General features: G+C 74.8%; 9 protein-coding genes and 2 pseudogenes. 2 read left to right on the plus strand and 9 right to left on the minus strand.

The window, feature by feature from the left end; translation table 11 throughout:
- Window positions 1–60 precede the first annotated feature (60 nt).
- The 3 genes from AC3ET4_RS12690 to AC3ET4_RS12700 are packed head-to-tail and all read right to left on the minus strand — an operon-like array spanning window position 61 to window position 3,570.
- Window positions 61–453, minus strand: coding sequence for a DUF742 domain-containing protein (locus AC3ET4_RS12690; RefSeq protein WP_431948821.1), 393 nt, complete (start codon window positions 451–453; stop codon window positions 61–63).
- A gap of 10 nt (window positions 454–463) precedes the next feature.
- The gene (locus AC3ET4_RS12695; RefSeq protein ID WP_431948822.1) at window positions 464–886 is read right to left on the minus strand and encodes a roadblock/LC7 domain-containing protein; all 423 of its coding nucleotides are present in this window, start codon (window positions 884–886) and stop codon (window positions 464–466) included.
- Window positions 883–3,570, minus strand: a complete 2,688-nt coding sequence (locus AC3ET4_RS12700) for a nitrate- and nitrite sensing domain-containing protein (RefSeq protein ID WP_431948823.1) — start codon at window positions 3,568–3,570, stop codon at window positions 883–885. The genes AC3ET4_RS12695 and AC3ET4_RS12700 overlap by 4 nt, the downstream gene beginning before the upstream one ends.
- 326 nt (window positions 3,571–3,896) lie before the next feature.
- Between AC3ET4_RS12700 and AC3ET4_RS12705 the strand changes: the two genes are divergently transcribed.
- Window positions 3,897–4,331, plus strand: coding sequence for a hypothetical protein (locus tag AC3ET4_RS12705; protein ID WP_431948824.1), 435 nt, complete (start codon window positions 3,897–3,899; stop codon window positions 4,329–4,331).
- A 150-nt stretch (window positions 4,332–4,481) separates the two neighbouring features.
- Here the strand turns inward: AC3ET4_RS12705 and AC3ET4_RS12710 are convergent, their stop codons facing one another.
- The 6 genes and pseudogenes from AC3ET4_RS12710 to AC3ET4_RS12735 form a co-directional block, all read right to left on the minus strand.
- The gene (locus AC3ET4_RS12710; RefSeq protein WP_431948825.1) at window positions 4,482–9,200 is read right to left on the minus strand and encodes a hypothetical protein; all 4,719 of its coding nucleotides are present in this window, start codon (window positions 9,198–9,200) and stop codon (window positions 4,482–4,484) included.
- A gap of 126 nt (window positions 9,201–9,326) precedes the next feature.
- Window positions 9,327–10,208: a hypothetical protein gene (locus tag AC3ET4_RS12715; RefSeq protein ID WP_431948826.1), complete on the minus strand. Its 882-nt coding sequence runs from the start codon at window positions 10,206–10,208 to the stop codon at window positions 9,327–9,329.
- A gap of 40 nt (window positions 10,209–10,248) precedes the next feature.
- Window positions 10,249–11,769, minus strand: coding sequence for a hypothetical protein (locus AC3ET4_RS12720; protein ID WP_431948827.1), 1,521 nt, complete (start codon window positions 11,767–11,769; stop codon window positions 10,249–10,251).
- Window positions 11,770–11,902: 133 nt separating this feature from the next.
- Window positions 11,903–15,496 (minus strand): annotated as a pseudogene (locus tag AC3ET4_RS12725) (hydantoinase B/oxoprolinase family protein); the annotation flags it as partial.
- A 696-nt stretch (window positions 15,497–16,192) separates the two neighbouring features.
- A pseudogene (locus tag AC3ET4_RS12730) lies at window positions 16,193–17,077 on the minus strand (glycosyltransferase); the annotation flags it as partial.
- A 347-nt stretch (window positions 17,078–17,424) separates the two neighbouring features.
- Window positions 17,425–18,849: a HEAT repeat domain-containing protein gene (locus AC3ET4_RS12735; RefSeq protein ID WP_431948828.1), complete on the minus strand. Its 1,425-nt coding sequence runs from the start codon at window positions 18,847–18,849 to the stop codon at window positions 17,425–17,427.
- 346 nt (window positions 18,850–19,195) lie between these two features.
- Here AC3ET4_RS12735 and AC3ET4_RS12740 point away from each other — a divergent pair, with 346 nt between their 5' ends.
- Window positions 19,196–20,626 (plus strand): PP2C family protein-serine/threonine phosphatase, encoded by a 1,431-nt coding sequence (locus AC3ET4_RS12740; RefSeq protein WP_431948829.1) that lies wholly within the window; start codon window positions 19,196–19,198, stop codon window positions 20,624–20,626.
- The last annotated feature ends 319 nt before the right edge of the window (window positions 20,627–20,945 follow it).

The following is a 20,945-nucleotide window of genomic DNA, read 5'->3' on the forward strand; positions in this document are numbered from 1 at the left end:
GGGCGGGCTGCTCCCGGGGGAACCGCCGGCAACGTCGTGCCGGCGGCGCCCCGGGGAGGTTCACAGCGCGCGTAGGCCGTTGATGACGTCGCGGAGCAGCCCGGCGTCCGGCAGCTCGGCCGGCGGAACGGGCCGGCTGACGTGGACCAGGCCGACTTCCAGGACGTCGCCGATGAGCACGCGGACGACGCCCACGGGCAGGTCGAGGTCGGCCGCCAGCTCGGCGACCGACATCGGCTGCTCCCGGCAGAGCTCGACGATCTCGAGGTGCTCGGGCGACAGGGTGCGATCGGCGTCGGCGTCGTCGTCCGCGCTGCGGGACTCGGCGATCACCAGGGCGATCAGGTCGAGCCGGGCTTCCGCGGCGTGGCTGGTACGCCCGCGCGTCATGGCGTAGGGCCGCACCACGGGCCCGGCGTCGTCGTCGTACCAGCGGTCCGCTTCGGAGGTCATGACGGCCTCGTCACACCGCCCGCGCCGCGTCGTCGTCGGTGCGCGGGGCGGTGGCGAGGTGTACCCCGACCCGCTTCACCAGCAGCGCCATCTCGTAGGCGACCTGGCCGACGTCGGAGTCGGCGTCGGCGAGCACGGCCAGGCAACTGCCGTCGCCCGCCGCGGTGACGAACAGGAAGGCCTCGTCCAGTTCCACGATGGTCTGCCGGACCTTGCCTGCCTCGAAGTGCCGCCCGACGCCCTTGGCCAGGCTGTGGAAGCCCGAGGCGACGGCGGCGAGATGCTCGGCGTCCTCACGGGTGAGGCCTTCGGACGCGCCGGTGGCCAGTCCGTCGCTGGAGAGCACCAGCGCCTTGCGGATACTGGCCACGCGGCCGACCAGTTCGTCGAGGAGCCAGCTGAGCTCCCGGGTCGGGCTCGATGGTGCCGTCATGGACCGTTCCCCTCCGTGGTGGTTCTGGTTGTGCTGTCGCCGCCGCGCTCCCCCGGGGTGCTTCCCGGGCGGTCGGCGGGGCGAACGTCGTGGGCGCCGTCGGTGCCGTCGGCGGCGGGGCCGTCGGCGGTGTCCGCGCGGCCGCGCAGCCATCCTCGCTGCAGTGAGGCCATGCGGTCGCGCACCTCCTCGGGTGAGCGTTCGCGCTCACCGCCGTCGTCCGCGGCAGCTGCGGCGGAGCCCGCGGCCGCGGGGGTTCGCGTCTGGGTGGTGGAGTCCTCGCGCAACTGCGGGGCGAGACTGGCCTGCCGGACCCGGCGGGGCAGTCCGGCGCCGGCCGGCGCTTCCTGCGGCGCGGTGGCGGCGGGCTCGTGGCGCGGCTCCCGTTCCGCGGACCGGGATGCAGCCTCGCCGACCGGGCGCCCGTTCTCGGCGACCAGCACCGGCGTGCGGCGGCGGCGGCGCGGCAGAGCCGTGGGCCCGTCGCCCGGCACGGGGGAAGGCGACGCCTTCGGAGCCGTGTCGCGGGCGGTGGCCGGATTCGAGGTTCCTTCGGCCCCGGCGACCTGCGGCCGGTGCTCTCGCGGCTCGCCGTCCGGGCGCGCGACCATACCCCACTGGCGGAAGCCGTGCTCCGTGGCCGCCGACATGGACCTGATCCGCGGCTGCGGCTGCTCGTCCGGAGCCTTGGTCTCGTCCGCGGTCCCGTCCGCGGTCCCGTCCGGGGTCTCGTCCGCGGTCCCGTCAAGGGTCGCGGTCCCGTCAAGGTTCGAAGCGGGCCGCTCCTCGCCGGGCCCGGACAGGATCGACGCCGGGACGAGCACCAGGGCGGTGGTGCCGCCGTAAGGCGACGGGCGCAGCGAGACGCGGACACCCTGGCGCCGGGCGAGCCGGCTGACCACGAAGAGGCCGAGCCGGTCGGTGTCGGAGAGCTCGAACTCCGGGGTCTCCGCGAGACGGAGGTTCGCCTCCAGCGTGGCCTCGGGGGTGAGGCCGAGGCCGCGGTCGTCGATCTGCAGGACGAAGCCGCCGGCGACGGACTCGCCGTGCACCTGGACGCTGGTGTGCGGCGGCGAGAACACGGTCGCGTTCTCGATGAGTTCGGCGATCAGGTGGGTGAGGTCGGCGACGGCGTGGCCGGCGACGGCGAGCCGTGGCAGCCGGCGCACGTCGACCCGCTCGTAGTCCTCGACCTCGGCGACGGCCGCCCGCGCCACGTCCATCAGCTGCACCGGCTTGCGCCACTGCCGGGACGGCACGGCGCCGGAGAGGATCACCAGGCCCTCGGCGTGGCGGCGCATGCGGGTGGTCATATGGTCGAGGCGGAAGAGGTCGGCGAGTTCCCGCGGGTCCTCGGTGCGCCGTTCCATGGTGTCCAGCAGGGTGAGCTGGCGGTGCAGCAGTGCCTGGCTGCGGCGCGCGAGGTTGACGAAGACCGCTGAGACACCGCGGCGCAGCTCGGACTGGCGCACGGCGGCCTCGACGGCCGCCCGCTGGAGGGTGTTGACGGCCCTGCCGACCTGGCCGACCTCGTCGTCCGGGTAGTCCAGGCGCGGCGCCTCGGTCTCGACGTCGACCTCCTCGCCCGCGGCGAGCCGGCGTATGACGCGCGGCAGCCGGACGCCGGAGACCTCCAGGGCCTCCGTCCGGAGCCGGGACAGGTCGCGGATGAGGCCGCGGCCGATGCGTATGGAGACGATGACGGAGGCGACGACCGCGATCAGGCCGAGGCCTCCGGTGACGGCCGCGATGGCGACCAGCCGCATGCCGATCGGTTCAGCGCGCTTCTTGTGCAGGTCGCCGGCTGCCACGCCGATGCGGTCGAGGTCGGCCAGCGCGGTGGTGGCCTTGGACTGCCAGGACACGCGGTCGGCGGCCTGGGGCGCGCCGGAGGCGCCCGCGGCGATGACGGCGTCCTCGGCGGCGCGTAGGGCGCGGCCGGCGGGCCCGGCCCAGTACGCCTCGTAAAGGGCGCGCTCGTCGCTGGTCAGCAGGTGGAGATTGTCCGCGTAGTAGGCGCGCTGTTCGGCGACGGCGAAGGTGAAGGAGCGCATCTCCGCCGCGCTCATGCGGCCCGCCGCGATGCCCGACACCACGAGGGCGTCCTCCTGGCTGATCGCCTCGCGGGCCCGCGTGACCTGGATGAGGGCGCGGCCCTGCTTGTCGATGGCGACGTTGTTGATCGGGTTCAGCGAGTCGAGGAAGGCGTAGGCCGGGTCGAAGAGGGCGCTGTACGCGCCGAAGACGTCGTTGCGGATGATGCGGCCCTCGCCGACCTTGTCGCGCAGCGTCTGCAGGCCGCCGAACTCGTGGACGACGAGGTCGAGCCGGCGCAGCGCGTCGGGGGTCAGCCGTTCCCGGTTGCCGGCCACGCGCGCGTTGCCTCGCAGCCGTGCGATCACCGCGTCCGTCTCACGTTCCCGCGTCAGCAGGGTGGCGCGGGCGCCCGAGCGCCGGGGATCGGCCAAGTACAGCATGGCGGACCGGCGTTCCCGCTGGAGCGCCTGGATGCTGTCCTCGACGGGGTAGCCGAGCCCGTTGACGGTCTGCTCGACACCGAAGAGGCCCCAGGCCTGACGCCCGGTCAAGGTGGCGGCGAAGGCCCAGATCGCCGTGAGGGACACCAGCGGAATGAGCAGCAGTGCCACGATCTTCCGCCGGATCGTCGTACCGCGAAAGCGCATGGCCTCCCCAACGTCAAACCCGGTCAAGGGCTGTCATGCTCCGACTGCAAACGGCGCGAGCCTACTACTGCCGGACGTCCTATCCGAAAGCAAGGCTTCCGCTCTCGTCCCAGGACGACCCGATTCGTACACATGAACGGCCGGTCCCGCCGACCGAATACCCTACGTGCCGGGAACCCGCGGAACCGTGGAGACGTGTTCACCAGTGGGAAGGGGTGTTCCGGGATGCGGGGGGCATTCACGGGCGAAAACCGGGCAGCCACATGGGAGTCGGACATCAGGGATCCGGGCCCGCACCACCGGTAGGCCGCAGGGGAGCAGAAGGCATGGACGACCTCGTCGAGGACGCGCTGGATCACGACACTCGGCCGCGAAGGGCCCGGCGGCCGCTGTGGGTCGAGGAACCCGTGGGGCGGCCGCGCCTGCCCGATCCGGTACGCGAAGCGGCCGTACGGGCCTGGCTCTCCGTCTCACTCGCCCTGATCGCCTCGGTGATCGCCGCGCTGGGGACGGTAGGCGGGTCCTGGCTCGCCGCACCGGCGTTGTTCCTCGCCATAACCTTCACCGTCCTGTCCACCTGGGCGGTGCTGGACGTGTGGATCACCCGCCAGGTCTGGAACCAGCGCAACGGTGTGGTGTCCAGCCCGAGCAGCGCGGCCCGCAGGCTGCGGCGCGAACTCCGGCGGGAACGGCGGCAGGCCCGGTCCGAGGCCCGCGAGGCCGACCGGCGCCGGCACCTGCCCGGCACCCGTACCGCCTGAGAGGGGCCGACCGGCCGCCCGAAGCGGCACGGGGGCCGCCGCCTCCGGGCCGGGAGGGGCCGGATCAGGCCGGGAGGCTCCTGCGAACTGCCGGGTGCCTCCCGCGGGTCCGCGGGAGAGGCACCCGGCAGTCTCCGAGCCGACCGGGGGTCAGCCGGCCTGCGGAGCCGACTGGTCGGCCGGGCGCCGGAACATCCGCGTCGCCGTGATCTCCCCGTGCACCGGTTCGGAGTCCGGGTCCGGCACGGGCAGTCCGGGCCTCAGGTGCTCCTCGACGCTGATGTACTTCAGGCCCGCCCGCAGATCCGCGTCATTGCGCAGCCGTACGACCAGCGGGAACTCGGCGAGCGCCGTGGTGTCGAACAGCCCGGTGGTGTAGATCAGCTGCACGCCCAGGGCGTCGGCCACCGCGCGCTGCAGTTCCAGCAGATAGGTGGCGTTGGCACGGCCGATCGGGTTGTCGAGGAAGAGCGTGCCCGCGTGCCGGTGCCGGTCCCTGCCGCGGTCGTTGCTGCGCAGCGCCGCCATCGTGCAGTACAGCGCGATCGCCGCGGTGAGCAGCTGGCCGCCGGAGAAGACGTCACCCATCTGCCCGACGGGAACGCGCTCGGCGCGCAGCACGGCGTCCGGTTTGAGGATCTCGACGGCGACGCCCTTGGGTTCCAGGGCGGCCGCGACCCCGCGCAGCAGCAGCGACATGCCGTCCCGGCGCAGGTCGGAGTTCTTGCGGACGGCCGCCCTGGTCGCCTCGTCGATCACGGCGCCGAGCCGTTCGTCGAGCTCGGCGTGGTCCGGGTCGTCGAAGCGGATCCGCAGGAACTCCTGCCCCGACCACTCCCCGAGCCCCTCCGGCAGACGGGACAGCCTCTGCGCCGACCGCAGGGTGGCCAGCGAGGACTCCACCATGCCGCGCAGCCGGTCCACGATGCTGTCGCGGTTGCGCTCCAACTGCTCCAGCTCGTCGGTCAGGACGCGAAGCCGCGGCGCGAAGGCGGCGTGCCAGGGTGCGGCGTGCTCGGGCAGCGCGGCGGCGGGCAGTTCGCGGATCTGCTGGCGGGCCGGGGTGCGCACCTGCTCGTAGCGGGCCGCGTTGGCGTGCCGCACGAGGACGTCGCAGGCCTCGCGCAGCTGCGACTCGGCGGCCGACAGATCGGCGGCGCAACCGCGCAGGCTCCGGCGGCTCTCGGAGACGGCCGACCTGGCCTCCTCCAGGGAGCCGGAATACGGCTCGGGCTCCTCCTCGCCCTCGTCGGGCTGCTGCCGGTCGCCGTCGCGGAGCAGGTCGCGCAGCAGGGCGGCGAGTTCGTCGAAGCCGGTCGCGGCGTCCTCTGCGGCGCGGTGCGCGCGCACCAGGTCCGCGTGGCCGTCGCGGGCGCGGGCCAGTGCCTCGGTGCGGGCGGCCAGTTCCGCGTTGGCACCGCGCAGCAGCTCCTGGGCGTGTTCGGCGTCCCGGGGCAGCAGCTCCCCGGGGAGCTCGGTGTGCGCCTCCCCGTCCGTCGGCGCGTGCCGTTCGGCCTCGCCGCGCAGCCGCCCGAGCTGCTCGCTGGCCGTCGCGGCGCGGGAGTCGAGCGTGGCCACCAGCTGTTCGGCGCGGGCGGCCGCGGCCTGCCGGGAGGGGCCGTCGGCGCCGTCCGGGCCCTCGAGCAGCTGGGCGGCGCGGGTGCGCACCTTGTTGGTGAGGCGTTCGAGTTCGGAGAGCGCGGACTGCTCGGTGCTCTCGGCTCGGGCCTGCTCGGCCCGCAGGTCGGCGCCGACGCCGACCTTCTCGTACACCTGGGAGGCGGCACGGTAGGCCTCGCGCAGGGCGGGCAGCGAACCGGCCGGCTGCTCGGCGCCGTTCTCGTCGTCGAGCGCGTCGTCGGGGGCGCCGGTGATCTCCGAGCGCTCGGCGCGGAGCACGCGCGCGGTGCGGCGCGCGTCGTCCGCGGCGCGCTGGGCGGCGCGGCGGTCCTCGTCGGCGGCGCGTGCCAGGGTCAGGCAGGCCTCGGCACGCGTCTCGGCCTCGGCGGCGTCCTCGGCGAGTTCGCGGGCCCTGCGCTGCCAGTTGGCTCGTTCGCGCAACCGGAAGGCGAGACCGGCGAGCGCGTCGGCGGCCCGCCGGGCCTGCTGGGCCGCCTCCTGGCGCTCGTCGCGCAGGGCGGTCGCCTCGGCCGCGGCCTCGTCGGCCTCCATGCGCGCGGACCGCGCCTCCGCCAGCTCCTCGCGGGCGGCGGCTGCGGTCTCCCCGGCGGTCTCCACGGCCGCGGCGAGCTCGGCGAGCCGGCCGCTCGGGCAGCCGGAGCGCCACGAGGAGAGCCGGGCGGCCAGGGTGCGATCCTCGGCCAGGCGGGCGGCGAGCCGCCTGATGTCCTCGTCGCGCGCGGTCGCGCGGGCGCGCAGTGCCTGCCGCTCGCCGTCCGCGGCCCCCTCGTCGTGCATGGCCGGGTTCGGCGGGACGAGGAAGAGCTCGGGCTCGGCCTCCGTCGGCGGAGGCGGGGCGAGCAGCGCCGCCGCCGTGCCGACCGTGACCGTCGACCGCGGCAGCAGGGCCGCCTGCGCCAGCACCTCGCGTGCTCGCACATAGCTCTGGGGGTCGGTGACGACCACGCCGTCCACCAGTTCCGGGCGCGCGGCGAGCACCGCGGCGTGGTCGGCCGGGTCGACGGCCTGCGCGAGGTAGCGCCAGCCGGGGAGCGCGGGGATGCCGTGCTCTCCCAGGTACTCCACGGTGGCCAGCACATCGGGGCCAGGCGGCAGCAGTCCGCCGTCGCCCAGCGCGGCCAGGATGCGCGCGTCGTCGGCGGCGGCCGTGCGCAGGTCGAACAACTGCCGTTCGGCGGAGGCCACCGCGCGGTCCAGCATCTCTTGCAGCGGCTCGGCGAGGGAGTCGAGCTCGGCCGCGGTCAGCGGGCCCTGCTCGGCGGGACGCCGTCCGGCCGCGGGGGCGCCGCGCCGGGCGGCGGAGGTCTGTGCGGGGATGCCGGGGCCGCGTTCGGCGCCGGTGTCCGACGGTGCGCCCGCCGCGACATGCCCGGGAACCTGCGCGGGCGGCAGGCTGAGCAGTTCGGCCAGCCGCGGTTCGGCCGCGAGAGCGTCCGCGACGCGCGACTCCGCGGTGTGCGCGGCCTCGGCCGCGGCAAGCGCGTCGGCCGCGCGGGCGGCGGCCAGTTCGGCGCGCGTGTCGGCGGCGGCGGCCTCCCGGGCCCGCTCACCGGCCCGGCGGGCGGCGTCCCGGGCGGCCTCCGCGGCGGTGGCGGCGGCCTTCTCGGCGTCCGACGCCTCCAGGGCGGCCCGGGCGGGGTCGGCGTCGGGGGCGGAGTCGTCCAGCCAGCCGGCCCGGACCGCCTCGGCGGTCTCCTGCTCGACCTCCGCCAGACGCTGCACCAGGTGCCCGGACTCGCTGCGGGCGCGCTGCGCCTCCGTCGCGGCGGCGGTGGCGTCGCGATGCGCCGCCTCGGACCGCGCCTGCAGCGCGGCGGAGCGCTCCTCCTCCGCGTCCGCCCGCTCGTCGGCGCTGTCCGCGGCGGCCCGCAGGGCTCGGACGAGGTCGCCCGCGGCCTTGGTACGGGCGGCGAGCGCGGGCGCGGCGTCCCGTTCCGCCTCGCGGATGGCGGCGGTGACCCGGGCCAGCCGGTCGGCGGCGGCCCGGTGCCGCAGCACGGTCTCCGCGGCCTGCCAGGCCGACTGAAGGGTGCGGGCGTCGTTGAGCTCGCGGCGCAGCGCGGCGGCGCTCTTCTCACTCGCCGCGAGGGCCAGCGAGGCGTGGCGGTAGGCGAGTTCGGCCGCGACGAGGGCGCTGCGGCCGCGGGCGGCCTCGGCGTCGGTGACGGTGTGCGCGGCGCGGGCCGTCTGCTGGGCCAGTTCGGCGGCCCGGCCGCGCTCCTCGCGGGCGCGTGCGGACAGTCTGCGGGCCAGGGAGCGGGTGCGGCGCTCGGACTGGGCGTGGACACCGCGCGCCTGGTCGCGGCCGGCGGTGGTGTCGACGATGCGGCCGAGCAGTTCGAGGGAGCCCGCCGTGAAGTCGCGTTCCGCCGTGAGCTCGGCGCGGCGGCCGAGCTTGCCCGCGAAGCCGTGCACGAGGTCGGCGAGGCCGTCGGTGTCCCGGGTGTCGGTGACCGCGCGCAGCAGCAGGTCGGTGAAGTCGGAGTCCTTCTTCACCGCGAACAGGCCGGCCGCCTCGCCCTCGTCGGCGTTCATCTCCCGCTGGTAGCGGAAGAGTTCGGGGTCGAGGCCGAGCTCGCCGAGGTGCTCGTTCCACCGGTCGTGGATCTCCTCCCACACCACCTGGAGGTGCGGGTAGTAGCGCCCGGCGTCGGTCAGCACGTCGCGGAAGCCCTTCATGGTGCGGCGGCGGCCTCGGGCTCCCGAGGCGCCTTCGGCGGGCGGCCGGACGGCGGCTGCTTCGGCCACGGGCAGCGAGTCCAGGCTGAGTCCGGGGCCGGGCCGGAAGGAGTACCAGGCCTCGGCGAACTTGCGCGGGTCGGAGGAGACCTGGCGTCCGCGCCACTCACTGACCTTGCCCACGACGACCAGCTCGCCCGTGACGGTGTGCTGCCACTCGAGGGCGACGTGGCCGCAGTCGTCGGCCAGCAGGAACTTGCGGAGCACGCCGGAGCTGGCGCCGCCCAGGGTGTTGCGGTGGCCGGGCAGCATGACCGAGAAGATCAGCTTGAGCAGGACGGACTTGCCGCCGCCGTTCTCCAGGAACAGCACTCCGGCCGGCGCCGGACGGCGCGGCGGCCCGGTCGGCTCGTCCTCGAAGAACTCCGCCTGGGCGGGGGCGGGGTGCGGCACGGGCTCGCCGACTCCGCGCAGGTCCAGCACGGTGTCGGCGTAGCGCGCACCGGCGGGCCCGATGGAGTAGAGGCGGACCCGGGACAGCTCGTACATGGGGGGCTCTCGTGGTGGTGGTCTGTGGTGTGCGGTCTGTGGTCTAGTGCGGTCTGTGGCCTGTGGACTGCGGTGTGTGCCGGCAGGCCGCGGTGGACCGGCGACCCGGTGGCGGCGGACGGCCGTTCAGGAGTGGAAGGGCAGGCCGGCTCCGGCCACGAGGCCGGCATCGTCGTCAACCTCCGCCGGCATCAGCGCCGCCGAGTCGCCGGCCCGGGGGACGATGCCCAGGTCGAGGAGCTCGGCCATGGCGGCGCTGCCCGCCATGTCGCGCACCTGCAGCTGGTAGCGGGCGGTGGTGCGGTATGTGCCGCCCGACTCGTCGCCCGTGCGCTGCAGGAACCCGGACTCGACGAGGAAGGAGACGGCCTTGCCCACGATGCCGGTGGTGGAGCCCGCCAGGCGCCGCGCGTCCTTGGTGGCGCCGGTGGAGCTGCGGCGCATGTAGACGCGCCAGGCTGCCTCGAGGCCGGGCGCCCCGGTGGCCGGGTCGGTGTTCTCGCCCTGCTCCTCGGCCCGTTCCTCCAGCCGGCGGCATGCCTGGCGCAGGAAGCCGTCGATCCCGTGGACGGTGACGCGGCCGATGTACGCGTCGTCCGCGAGGTCCTCCGGGCGCGGGAAGGCCATGGCGGCGGTGGCGAGGTGGGCGAGGCCGTGCAGGAAGCGGTCCCCCGCGTCGGAGGCGGCGCGGCGCGAGTAGTCGCCCATGCGGACGGCGAAGACCGAGTCCTCACCGGCGGCCAGGGCCATGCCGGCCCGGGGCGAGACCTCCAGGACGACCAGGCCGAGGCCGGTGGCGACGGCGTCGGCCAGGCGCGCGAACAGCGGGTCCTCGCGGTACCGGCGAAGCAGCTCGGCGTACTCGGCGTCACGTGCGGGCAGCAGTTTCGGCTGGAGTCCGAAGGAGACGAGGCGGGCGGCGTCCGCGGCGTCGCCGGGGGTGACGGCCGCCGGGCCGGGGGCCGCTGCGAGCGGCTGGGGGCTCTCGCCGTCGCGGTGGTCGCTCACGGGGTCGTCTCCTCGGTACGGATCGTCGGTTCGCTCATCGTCACGCCACCTCGGACCGCTCGGCGGCCATCCCGGCGGCGTCCAGCCGGGCCGTGCCCACGATGAGGTCGGCGCCGCCGAACTCGGGGTCGTCCAGCTGGGTGCCGTCGTCCACGGCGAACAGCAGCCGCTCCTCGCCCTGGCGGTAGGCCGTGCCCACCGGGGGGCTGGCCGCGTGAACCGCCAGCAGGGCGACCAGATAGGGCAGTTCGGGGTCGAGACGGCGGGCCTCGGCCAGCAGCCCGGACAGCCGTCGCGGGGCGTCGTGGGGCAGGTCGAGGAGCTCCAGGGCGGTCTCGAGCTGCTCCTCGCTGAAACGGCTGTCGTCCGGGGTGGCGACCAGGTCGGGCTCGGGCATCTCGGCGCCCAGGTGCTCGCGCTCCAACGGCGGGGTGAGCAGGGCGTCCACGAGGTCGGTGACGCGAACCGAGACGGGGGTCCGAAAGCCCGTGCCCCGGGCGAACCAGGCGTCGGTGACCCGGGTGGCCTGCTCGACGGGGAGCGGCAGGACGGGCGCGACCAGTTGCCCGTACAGGTCGAGCATGCCGACGAGGGCGCCGCCGCGGGGTACGGAGAAGGCCTGCCGGTCCTGCTCGGCGCGGAAGATCGGGCCGGCCTCCAGCAGCCGGGACTGGAGCTGGGTGTGGCGGCGGATGCAGTCCTTGACGATGTCGACGAGCTCGGCGGCGCGGCGCTTGTGCTCCTGGTCCTCCGACTCGTCCCTGGCCTTGCGGATGTTGGTGAGGATGGCGTTCTCGTGCCGGTAGCGGTCGGCGACGTGGTCCAGCGCCTCGGCGATCATGTCGGGGACGGCGCGGACCCAGTCGACGGCCCGGACGTTGCGGCGGGTGGCCTCCAGGGCGCGGCGCAGGGTCTCGGCGTACTGCACCGTGCGGTAGCGGGCCTGCTCCGCGGCGAGCTGGGCGTCGGCGAGGCGGCCCCGGTTGATCAGCACCTCGAGCTTGACCTCGGCGGCGATCTGGGCGCTGGTCACGTCGGTGTCGAGGGCGCCGACGAGCACGTTGACGGCCTCGTCGGTGGTGCGCAGGTAGACGGTGCCGTCGCGGCCCGGCACCTCCTCGATCAGCTTGAAGTCGTAGTCGCGGCGGACGTACGCGCCATCGGGGCCGAAGGTGCCGTAGACCGCGCGGAAGCCGCGGTCGACGCTGCCGACGTTGATCAGGTTCTCCAGAACCCAGCGGCCCACCCGCTCGTGCTCGGCGGCGGGACGGCCGGGGGCCTGCGCCGCGATGCGGGGCAGCAGCCGGGAGATTATCTGGTCGTGGTCCGCGCCGGTGTCGAAGTCCATGTTGAGCGTGACCAGGTCGATGGCGGCCAGGGCCACCTCCGCCATCGCGTACACCGAGTACGCGCCGGCGAGGTTGGCCTTGCGCGCGTCGAGGTCGTGCAGCGGCGCGGTGCAGGCCAGGGCCTTGAGCCGGCGGGCCAGGCCCTCGTCGGCGGCCGGGCCCGGCGCGGGCCGGACACCACCGCTGAGCTGGTGCGGAACGGTCGTGGTCACGACGCACAGCGTAGGCGCTCGGACCGACAACGGCCCAAACGGCACGGTCCGGGCACCCCGCGCCAGCGGGCAACCCGCGCCAGCAGGCTCCGCAGGCGCCGGCGGGCTCCTCACCGGGAGCCTCCTCAGGCGCCGGGGGCCCGTAGCCGCCTCCGCCGGGCGTGGCGACGACCAGGACGTCACCGGGGCCCACGTCGGCGGCGTCCACCCCGCCGAGCGGGGTCACGCCGCCGTCGGCGCGCTCGATGCGGTTCTCGCCCAGTGCGCCGGGCCCGCCTCCCGCCATGCCGTACGGGGCGACCCGCCGGTGGCTGGTGAGCAGGGCGACCGTCATGGGCTCCAGGAAGCGGATGCGGCGCACGACGCCGCGCCCTCCGTGCCAGCGGCCCTCGCCTTCGCTGCCGTCGCGCACGGCGAAGCTCTCCACGCGGACGGGGTAGCGCCACTCCAGGATCTCGGGGTCCGTGAGCCGGGAGTTGGTCATGTGGGTCTGGACGGCGTCGGCGCCGTGGAAGCCCTCGCCCGCCCCGGCGCCGCTGGCCACCGTCTCGTAGTACTGCACCCGGTCGTTGCCGAAGGTGACGTTGTTCATCGTGCCGGAGCCCTCGGCCTGCACGCCGAGCGCGGCGTACAGGGCCCCCGTGACGGCCTGGGAGGTCTCCACATTGCCCGCGACGGTGGCCGCCGGGTACTGCGGGGCCAGCATCGACCCCTCGGGGACGCGGATGTCCAGGGGCCCCAGGCAGCCGCTGTTGAGCGGGATGTCGTCGGCGACGAGGGTGCGGAAGACATAGAGCACGGCGGCCATGACCACCGAGCGCGGCGCGTTGAAGTTGCCCTTCTGCTGGGACGAGGTGCCGGTGAAGTCCAGGACGGCGGAGCGCGCCGCGCGGTCGACGCGGACGGCGACGCGGATGACCGCGCCGTTGTCCGTCTCGTAGGTGTACTCGCCGTCGTCGAGGCCGGCGACGATACGCCGCACCGACTCCTCGGCGTTGTCCTGCACGTGCTTCATGTAGGCGTGCACGACGTCGAGGCCGAACTGCGCGGTCATGCGCCGCAGCTCGGCGATGCCCTTCTCGTTCGCCGCGACCTGCGCGCGCAGGTCGGCGATGTTGGTGTCCGGGTCACGTGAGGGATGGGGGGCGCCGGTGAGCAGGGCGCGGGTCTCCTCCTCGCGCAGCCGGCCGTCGCGCACCAGGAGCCAGTTGTCGAACAGGACGCCTTCCTCGTGCACGGTGCGGCTGAAGGCGGGCATGGAGCCGGGGGTGAGCCCGCCGATCTCGGCGTGGTGGCCGCGGGACGCGACCAGGAACAGCAGCGACCGCCCCTCCTCGTCGAAGACCGGCGTGACGACGGTGACGTCGGGAAGGTGCGTGCCCCCGTGGTAGGGGTCGTTGACGGCGTAGGCGTCGCCCGGCCGCATGGCGCCCTCGTTGCGCCGCAGCACCTCCTTGATGGACTCGCCCATGGAGCCGAGGTGGACGGGGATGTGGGGGGCGTTGGCGATCAGGTTGCCCTCGGGGTCGAACAAGGCGCAGGAGAAGTCGAGGCGTTCCTTGATGTTGACGGAGTGGGCGGTGTTCTCGAGGCGGACGCCCATCTGCTCGGCGATCGACATGAAGAGGTTGTTGAAGACCTCCAGCATCACGGGGTCGACCTCCGTGCCCACCGCGACCCGGCCGGGGCGCGGCCGCACCCGGGTGAGCAGGAGGTGGCCGTGCTCGCCGACCACGGCCCGCCAGCCGGGGTCGACGACGGTCGTCGCGTCGGCCTCCGCGATCACGGCGGGCCCGTCCACGGTGTCGCCCGGGCGCATCCGGTCCCTGCCGAACAGGGGGCAGCCCTGCCGCCTGCCCTCCGCGTACAGCGACACCTCGGCGGTCGGCCGCAGCGGACCCTCGCGGGCCGGAGACTCGACGAAGTGGCGTGCCGGCGGCCCCGCGGAGCCGACCGCCTCGACCGAGACCGCCTCGACGACCAGCGGCTTGTCCATGGTGAAGGCGTAACGGGCGCGGTGCTCGGCGGTGAACGCCGCGCGCATAACGTCGACCTCGCCCATCGGCACGGGGAGCGCCGCGTCGGTTCCGGCGTAGCGGACGTGGACGCGGGTGACGGTCCGGACGGTGTCGTCGGGGACGCCGTCCTCGTGCAGTTGGGCGCGCGCCAGTTCGTCGAGCTCGTCGCGCACCTCCAGCAGGGCGGGCAGGTCGTCCTCGGTGAGCCCGCTCTCCACGGAACGCTCCCGCATGGCGGTGGCGTCGGCCAGGCCTATCCCGTACGCGGACAGCACACCGGCCAGCGGCGGCACGACGACGCTGTCGACGGACAGCGCGTCGGCGACCGCGCAGGCGTGCTGGCCACCGGCGCCGCCGAAGCTGGTGAGGGCGTATCGGGTGATGTCGTGGCCGCGCTGAACGGAGATCTTCTTGACGGCGCTGGCCATGTTCAGGACGGCGATCTCCAGGAAGCCCGCGGCGACCTCCTCCGGGCTGCGGCGGTCGCCGGTCGCGGCGGCGACTTCCCCGGCGAGCCGCGCGAAAGCGGCGCGGACGGCCTCGGTGTCCAGCGGCTCGTCGCCGTCCGGGCCGAAGACGGCCGGGAAATGCGCCGCCTGGACGCGGCCGAGCATCACGTTGGCGTCGGTGACGGTCAACGGACCGCCGCGGCGGTAGCAGGCAGGGCCGGGGTCGGCGCCGGCGGAATCGGGGCCGACGCGATAGCGCTGACCGTCGAAGTGCAGGATCGAGCCGCCGCCCGCGGCCACTGTGTGGATGTTCATCATCGGGGCCCGCATCCGCACACCCGCCACCTGGGTGCCGAGGACGCGTTCCAGCTCGCCCGCGCAGTGCGACACGTCGGTGGAGGTGCCGCCCATGTCGAAGCCGACGACACGGTCGTACCCGGCCTGCCGGGAGGCGCGCACCATGCCGACGACTCCGCCGGCCGGGCCGGAGAGCACGGCGTCCTTTCCCCGGAAGTGGCCGGCCTCCCGGAGCCCGCCGTTGGACTGCATGAACATCAGCCGGACGCCCCGCAGTTCGGCGGCCACCTCGTCCACGTAACGGCGCAGGATCGGCGACAGGTACGCGTCGACCACGGTGGTGTCGCCCCGAGGCACCAGTTTGATCAGCGGGCTGACCTCGTGGGAGCAGCTGACCTGGCCGAAGCCGGCCTCGCGTGCCGCCGCCGCGACGGCCCGCTCGTGGGCGGGATGGCGGTAGCCGTGCAGCAGGACGACGGCGACGCTCCGCAGACCGTCCCGGCGGGCCTCGCGCAGGGCCGCTCCGGCGGCGGCGATGTCGAGGGGGCGGACGACCGCGCCGTGCGCGTCGACGCGTTCGGGGACCTCGATGACACGCTCGTACAGCGCCTCGGGAAGTACGATCTCGCGGTCGAAGAGCCGCGGCCGGTTCTGGTAGGCGATGCGCAGCGCGTCGCGGAAGCCTTCGGTGACGACCAGCGCGGTCGGCTCTCCCTTGCGCTCCAGGAGGGCGTTGGTGGCGACCGTGGTGCCCATCTTGACGGCGGTGATCCGGTCGGCGGGCACGGGTTCGCCGGCGCTCAGGCCCAGCATGCGCCGGATGCCCTCGACGGGGGCGTCCCGGTAATGGCCCGGGTCGTGGGAGAGCAGTTTGCACGTCTCCAGGGCGCCGTCCGGTCGCCTCGCGACGACGTCGGTGAAGGTGCCGCCCCGGTCGATCCAGAACTCCCAGCGTCCGGTCACGCCCTCATTGTCCCAGGGACGTCCCTCGCAGGAGGGCCAGCGCACCCGCCGCGGCCTCACGCGAGCGCAGATCCAGCAGTCGGTCGGTGCCCGCCATCCGGTGCCGGACCTCCTGGCCCGCGAGCCGCACCAGGTCGGGCAGCAGGTCGGTGCAGCGGTCGGCGACCCAGCGGGTTCCCTTGGTCGCCATCCACAGCAAACTCGCGGCGGGGTCCGGTCCGGCCCGCCGGGGGTGGTGGACGGCGCTTCGCCGTCCGCGAGGCCGCGCGAGGTCAGGAGGTCGTGGAACTCCCGGGCCAGCAGCCGGTGCCCGAGTTCGCTGGGGTGCAGCCGGTCCACGCTCCAGCAGGAGCGGTCGGCCACCCATGGGCGGCGGGCAGCGTGCAGGTGCACGGCGTCCCACCGCTCGGACAGAGCGTGCACCACCTGGTTCAGCGCGGCCATCCGGCGGCCCAGGGGGCGGGCGAGCGGCCACGGCAGCCGCAGGATGCGGCCTGGGTCCGGCAGGCAGGCGGTGAGCACCTGCGCGCCATGAGCACGCAGGTCGCCCATGACGAAGTCCAGGCGGTGGGCGACGGCCTCGATGTCGAAGCCGCCGCGCAGCGTGTCGTTGGCACCGATCACCACGGAGGCGACGCCGGGCGGCACGAGCAGCCCGGTGCTGCCGTGACCGACGAGATCGAGCGGACCGCCGGCGGCGGGGGCGATCACGGGCAGCCCGCTGGCCATCGCCTCCTGGACGGTCTGGCAGAACGTCTCGAAGGGCCCGGTGTGGACGAACACGTCGAGGGAGGCGTAGATCCGCGCGAGGTCGTGGCCGGTACGGCGGCCGAGGAACGCCGCACCCGGCAGCACCTCGCGCAGCCTTTGGGCGCTCGGGCCGTCGCCGACGACGACCACCTTCACGCCGGGCAGCCGGCAGGCACCGGCCAGCAGCTGGACGTGCTTCTCCGGGGCGAGCCGGCCGACATAGCCGACCAGTACCTCCCCCTTCGGGGCGAGTTCCCGGCGCAACGCCTCGTCGCGGTGGGCGGGGTCGAAGCGCGCGGAGTCCACGCCGCGCGGCCACAGGTGCACGCGCGGGACGCCATGCGCCTCCAGGTCGCGCCGGGACGCGCTGGACGGGGCGAGCGTGCGGTCGGCGGCCGCGTGCACGGCACGGATGCGGCGCCACGCGGCGCTCTCCCCGCGGCTCACATAGGTACGGGCGTACCCTGCCAGGTCGGTCTGGAAGACGGCGACCGCGGGGATGTGCTGCCGGGCGGCTGCGGCCATGCCGCGCACCCCGAGGACGAACGGGCTGGCGAGGTGGACGAGTTCGGCTCGGTGCGCGGCGATCGCCGCCGCGGTCCTGCGGCCGGGAAGCGCCACCCGCACCTGCGGGTAGCCGGGCAGCGGCACCGACGGCACCCGGACGACGGGGCAGGGTTCGTCGCCCCGCGGGGTCTCGTGCGGGCCGGCCGGCGCGACCACCAGCGGCTCGTGGCCTCTGCGGACCAGGTGTTCGGCCGTGCGCAGCGCGCAGTGGGCCACTCCGTTGACGTCGGGCGGGAAGGACTCCGTGACGATCGCTACTCGCATAGGGACGTTGTCGGCTCCCCTGGCGTTGTCAGGGCCACGTGGATCTTTCCCCCCGGGGAACGTGTCGTGAGCGTTGGCCCCGGAGCGGTTCTTCCGGCCGAGCGCCGCGATCCGCCGGCTCCTCGGGAGTTCGCCGGTCGCCGCGCGCGTCCGGAACAGGCGCCGGCAAGGCGGGCGAAACCGGCGGGCGTAGGCCCGGGCTCCACATCGAGGCGGCCGAAGGGACCACGCGTATCGTGACCCTGGGAACCGAGCCAGGCCCCCGGCGCCGCGAGGACCCTTCTGCCGGGCTCCCGCACCGCCGTGCTCCCGCACCGCGCCCGGCGGCGCCTCACCGGGCCGTGCGGCTAGCGCGCAGGGTCGCCCGAGCTGAGGCGGCCGCGGACGGCGGTCTGGACCTCTGCCTCCTCCGCGGGGTCCGCGGCGAGGCTGCGCAGCCGGGCCAGGACCCGGACGTCCGAGGTGGTGGCCGCTCGGGCGGCCAGCTCGCGGGTGGTCTCCTCGCAGTCCCACAGGCATTCGACGGCGAGTCCGGCGCCGAAGCTGGGGTCGGTGCGGGCCAGGGCGTGGGCGGCGACACCACGCAGTTGCGAGGAACTGGTCTCGCGGTAGATGTGGCGCAGCACGGGGGCGGCGCAGTCGATGGACAGCCGGCCGGCGCCCTCCACGAGCGCGGCCAGGCCCTCGGCGTCGGCGCCCTCGCGCTGGACGAGGCGGCGCAGCGCGCCGAGGACGCGGTCGGCGTCCTCGGCGCCGCCGCGGCACGCGAGCATGCGGGCGGCGGCCGCGCCGAGCACGTCCTCACGGGATGACCAGGCGCGGGCCCGGGTGAGGGCGGCGACGGCGCGCATCCGCTCGAAGGACTCGACGGCGGCGCGGGCGACGAGGTCGGATGCGCTGAGCGCGGCGGCCTCGATCAGGTCGAGGGCCTCGGGGTCCCGGCGGTCGCAGAGGTGGCGCAGGGCGGCCGCGCGTGCCGCCTCGGGACCGCCGCGGGCGGCCTCGAGGAGTTGTCCGCGGTCCTCCGGGCCGGCGACGGCGGCGAGGCAGCGGGCGGCGGGGGCGTCACGGTAGTGCTGTGGGTGGGCGGCAAGGCCCTCCTGGGCCCAGGCGAGCACGGCCGCCACGCTCCAGCCCGGGGTCGGCCCGGCGGGCCGCATCTGACGCTGCCACCGGTCGAAGGCGCCCTGTTCCGACGCCTTGCGCACGCGTTCGGAGACGGCGGGATCCGGATCCTCGGCCCACAACCGCCACGGCCGGGGCTCGTACGCCTCGCGAACCGAGGCGGCCAGCCGGGCCTCCCCCTCGGCGGTGCACGGGAACCGGGCGAGCACGGCCGGACCGAGCGCACGCAGCGCGTCGTCCTCGTCGCGTACGGCGAGCTCGTCCAGGGCCCATTCCCAGCAGCCCCCGGTGGCGGCGTAGCGGCGCAGCAGCAGGAGCGCGTCCCGGCGGCCGTAGCCGGCGAGGTGGCCCAGAACGGACAGGGCCAGGCCGCAGCGCTGCTCGTCGGGGCTGACGATGTCGTCGGGGTGGAAGAGGTGCTGTTCGATCCCGTCGAGAGGGCCCTCGAGCTCCGAGTACAGGCGCGCGTAATAGAGGGAGCGCGATTCCACGCGCCAGTCGTGCCGGGGGTCGCGCAGGACACACTGCTCCAGCGCGGCGAGCGCGTCGGCTCGCCGCGCCGCGAGGGCGTGCAACGTCCCGTCTCCGCGTCCTCTCTGGAGGAGGCCGAGAAGGGTGCCGCTGGGCGCTATGTCGGGGTCGAACATGAGGTCAGCATCCGGTGCGGGGGGTCGGTTGGCAAAGGGATTTTCCGTTGCCGGCTGCGAGGTATCTTCGCAGATCGCCCCGGGTTCAAACCCTGCGCACGGCACCCGGGCGGCCCGCGGGCGCCCTCGCGGGCGGAGTCCCGCAGCTCACCCGGACCCAGGCATTCCGCCGCGTGGCCCGAGGCGGGGGGTGCCGCAGGCTCCTGGCATATGCCAGAAGCACCACCGGATCGGGTATCGCGGAAACCCTTACAGGCCATCACTCCTTGTGCAAGAGTCGTGACCGGCCCATCCGCACGGCCCCCTGGGCCCCGTGCCCGGTACGGAGACATGTTCGGAGAGCGTCATGCCGCCGCCTTTGCATGAGGATCGCGCCACCGCCTCGCCTGAGCCAGGCGCCGTGGACGCGCTCATCTCCCAGACCCGCCAGCTGCGCGGCAAGGTCGACGCCGTACGCCGCGAAGCCGCCGCCGAGGACGAGGACGACCCGCAGCTGCGCTGGCAGCGCGCGTTGTGCGATCTCGCGGTCCACCAGCTGGACGATCTGGGCGCGCACCTCGGGCAGCTGCGGGACGGCCTCCCCGCCGCCGGAGAGGCCCCGGCCCCCGCTCCCCCGCCGCCGCCTGTCCCCGGGCGCGCCCTCGGCCGGGCCGGCAGCGCCGAGTGGGACCTGGTCACGGACGGCGTCCACTGGACGGAGGAGCTCTACCGCATCTTCGGACGCACCCGTGAGGACGGGCCGCTGACCCTGGACGAACTACCCTCCTGGCTGTTCGCCGAGGACCAGCAGACCCTGACCGCCTCGGTCACCGGCTGCCTGGTGGACGCCCGGCCCATCGACTGCGAGTTCCGCATCGTCCGCCCGGACGGCGCCGTCCGCACGGTGCACATGGTGGGAGAGCCGGTGCTCGACGCCGCCGGCGCCACCGCCGCGATGTGGGCGGTGCTCCGCGACGTCAGCGAACTGCGCCGCAGCCAGCGCACCCTGCGGGAGACCGGTGACTCGGTGCAGCGCGAGCGGCAGACCGCGCAGGCCGAGCGCCGACTGGCGGTCGAGCTGCAGCAATCCGTGCTGCCGCCGTGGCGCGGTTCCCTGTCGTTCCCGCGGGACGGCGGCCCCACCACCGTCGACCTCGCCGCCCACTACCTCCCCTCCTCGACCGTCGCCCTCATGGGCGGCGACTGGTACGACGCCCTGCAGCTGCCCGACGGCACGGCTCTGCTCACCGTGGGCGACCTCACCGGGCACGGGGTCGCCGCCGCCTCCGGCATGGCCATGCTGCTCGGCGCGCTGCGGGGGATGGCGATGACGGGGCTGGACCCTGCCCCGCTGCTCGGCGGGCTCAACCAGGTGCTGGACAGCTCCGCGCAGCCCTCGCTGGGCAGCGCCCTGTGCTGCCGCTACCGCCCCGAGGACCGCTCTCTGGTGTGGGCACAGGCAGGGCACCCCGCCCCGCTGCTGTTCCGCGACGGGACGGGGCGGTTGCTCGACGCACCCGAGGGGATGCTGCTGGGAGCCACATCGGGCGCCCGCTACGGCCAGGCCACCGAGCTGCTGCACCCCGGCGACCTGCTGCTGCTCCACACGGACGGCCTGCTGCCGGGCCGTACCGCGGCGGCCACCGACCCGGCCGCCGCGGTACGGCGTCTACTGGATCTCGGCCCGAGGTTCGCCGCAGCCCGTACCCCGCAGGAATGTGTGCGCATCGTGGTGGAGGAGTTCGGCACCCCCGAGCGCGAGGACGACGCCTGTGTGCTCGTCGCCAGGTTCCACTGAGGGTGCCGCTGCTCCCGTGCGTCGGCTGGACCACCGGGCGACCGCCGGACGACGGGCGGCCACCGACCGACGGCACCGGTGAGCGACCACCGGCCACCGCGTGAAGCCGCGCCATGGGCGGGCAGGGCGTCGACCGCAGTCGTGTCGACCCCACAAGGTGACCGACGTCAGAGTCACATTATCGACATGTCGATGTGTCGACTGATGCGTCGGCTGCGTCGGCATGCACAAGGGAAGGACACCAGGGGAAGTCGGCTCATTCGGCGTTGAGTCGGCTGATCCCGCTCATGGATGTCCCCGTCGTCGGCGGTGTCGTCCG

The sequence above is a fragment of the Actinacidiphila sp. bgisy167 genome (assembly GCF_057707665.1).

Coding starts and splice junctions, on each gene's coding strand:
- AC3ET4_RS12740 (WP_431948829.1), top strand. CDS start 19,196: ATGCCGCCGCCTTTGCATGAGGATCGCGCCACCGCCTCGCCTGAGCCA.
- AC3ET4_RS12705 (WP_431948824.1), top strand. CDS start 3,897: ATGGACGACCTCGTCGAGGACGCGCTGGATCACGACACTCGGCCGCGA.
- AC3ET4_RS12690 (WP_431948821.1), bottom strand. CDS start 453: ATGACCTCCGAAGCGGACCGCTGGTACGACGACGACGCCGGGCCCGTG.
- AC3ET4_RS12710 (WP_431948825.1), bottom strand. CDS start 9,200: ATGTACGAGCTGTCCCGGGTCCGCCTCTACTCCATCGGGCCCGCCGGT.
- AC3ET4_RS12735 (WP_431948828.1), bottom strand. CDS start 18,849: ATGTTCGACCCCGACATAGCGCCCAGCGGCACCCTTCTCGGCCTCCTC.
- AC3ET4_RS12700 (WP_431948823.1), bottom strand. CDS start 3,570: ATGCGCTTTCGCGGTACGACGATCCGGCGGAAGATCGTGGCACTGCTG.
- AC3ET4_RS12695 (WP_431948822.1), bottom strand. CDS start 886: ATGACGGCACCATCGAGCCCGACCCGGGAGCTCAGCTGGCTCCTCGAC.